2 protein-coding genes are annotated in these 2,291 nt (G+C 26.1%); both read right to left on the reverse strand.

Features of this window, described 5'->3' with window-relative positions:
- Positions 1-317: 317 nt before the first annotated feature.
- A complete protein-coding gene (locus OC683_RS02320; RefSeq protein WP_304514929.1) occupies positions 318-1,526 on the reverse strand; it encodes an acetate kinase in 1,209 nt (402 codons plus the stop codon).
- Positions 1,527-1,672: 146 nt separating this feature from the next.
- Positions 1,673-2,158, reverse strand: a complete 486-nt coding sequence (locus OC683_RS02325) for a citrate lyase holo-[acyl-carrier protein] synthase (protein ID WP_304514930.1) — start codon at positions 2,156-2,158, stop codon at positions 1,673-1,675.
- Positions 2,159-2,291 lie beyond the last annotated feature (133 nt).

A 2,291-nucleotide genomic window follows, 5' to 3' on the forward strand; every position in this document is an offset into this window, starting at 1 on the left:
GACATTTAGATTTAGACTTTTCCTTTAAGTAGAGTTTTTACGGTTAAATACTTTTGGCAGAATTTATTTTAGCCATGTAAGATAATAACTTTTTTATCTTCTTAGTGTTGCACCTAATGTTTCTTTGACGCCGACGATAAAGTCATTATTATGGGTTGAACTTATTCTACTCAAAGGTTAAAATTTAGATTCAGAAAATAAGGAAATATTTGATAAAAAGAGGAGGTAATGTTCTTGCTTTATTAGCACTAGTTATTGATGAGATAACACAATATTTAAGTTCTTTGAATGCTCATAAAAGAATTAAAATTATTTATTTACTCTATATTAGCTTCATTATTTTTATTCGAAATAAAAGATATAACATCTCGAGCAATAGTTAATTCTTCATTAGTAGGAATAATTAAAATAGGAATGATAGAATTTTTGCTAGCAATATTTCTCAATTTAGGACCATTTTCGTTTAATTTTGGTTCTAAAAAAATATTTAAAACTGCTAATTTTGAAATAATTTCTGATCTAAAAAAAATGGAATTTTCGCCAACACCTGCTGTAAATACCAGAGCATCAATGCCTTCTAATGCTACATAATAACTGGCAATATAATCAACAATTTTCTTAATTTGAATCTCTAAAGCTAATTTAGCCTGAACATTACCTTCTAACATCGCTTTTTCTAAATCTCTGCAATCGTTAGAAATTCCTGAGATACCTAATAAGCCAGATTTATTATTTAAATCATTAATCACTTCTTGAGATGTTTTATTTTCATAACTAGAAATTAAAGCAACAATAGCAGGATCTATGTCTCCGCTACGCGTACCCATTGGAACACCAGCTAATGGTGTAACCCCCATAGAAGTATCTACTGATTCTCCTTTACTATTAACAGCAGTAATAGAAACTCCATTTCCAGCGTGGCAGATAATTAATTTTAAATTAGATTTTTCTAAAAAACGTTGTGCTTCTTGAACAATAAAACGACAAGAAGTCCCATGGGCACCATATTTACGAATTTGATATTTTTTATACCATTCGTAAGGTACTGCATATAAAAAATTAGAAGCTTTAATGGTTTGATGAAAACTAGTATCAAAAACGCCTACATGAAGAGCTTTAGGTAAAATTTGTTTAAACAAACGAGCACCCAAAATATTAACCGGATTATGTAAAGGAGCTAAATTATTTAAACTTTCCAATTTATCAAGATTTTCATCTGTTAAAATAATAGAATTCGGAAATAATTCGCCACCTTGAACAATACGATAACCAATTCCCTTAATTTCAGTAATTTCTTGAATGATGGATAATTCAATTAATTTTTTTAATGATAATTCGATGGCTAATCGATGATCAGCAATAACTATATTTTGTTTATAAATTCGATCTGAAGTTTTAATAGTAAATATAGAATTAACATTACCGATTCGCTCACATAAACCACTACATAACATTTTTTCTGTAGTCATATCAATTAATTGAAACTTCAAAGATGAACTACCAGAATTAACAGACATAATTTTCATAAAAAAACTCCTAAAACTCTTTTTTTATTGTAATTAATAATATAAATAAACAAAAAATAAAAAAACTATTTATAATAAAAAATAATCAGATTAATAAATAAATAATATATCCATCTAAAAATCCAAATTATTTTTAATTTATTAAATTAGATTTTTTTATTTGAATAAATAAAATTTATCATAATATCATCAATAAATGTTAATAATTCTCTTAAGTTATGTGCTTTATTCAAAGCACATACTTTCGCTTCTTTCGAACATATAAAACATAATCGAGAATTTGACGGATAAAACAAATTTCGGGAAATATTTTCATGTTTTAAATTAATAATATCTAAATCAACTAAACGAAAACAAATATGAGTTTTTTCTAAAATTAAAAAATTTTTTTTAATTTCTATTAATTTAGTTATTTCTGCAGTAATCAAAATTATATTAACATAAAAACCAGCTTTATCAAATAATATTCTAAAATCATTACAACCTAAACATATTTGTTTTGTTTGTAAATACGGTATTATAATATTTTTCATCAATAAATTAAAAAATTCGAAATATAAAGGTTTAAGTTTAATAATCCCCGGAATATTTAAATTAATAGTTAACAAACCTTTTTGATAATAATTTAACATTTTAAGATACGGATAGATTAATTGCGTTTTGTGCAGCGATTTATCTTTGCTGTTTTATTGACAATCAGCCCCCGTCCAAACCGGACAAGCAAGTTTCCCAGCATCCGGCTTTCCCTAATTTACTCTCTTGCGA

The sequence above is a fragment of the Candidatus Phytoplasma crotalariae genome (assembly GCF_030586865.1).
Taxonomy (GTDB): domain Bacteria; phylum Bacillota_I; class Bacilli_A; order Acholeplasmatales; family Acholeplasmataceae; genus Phytoplasma; species Phytoplasma citri.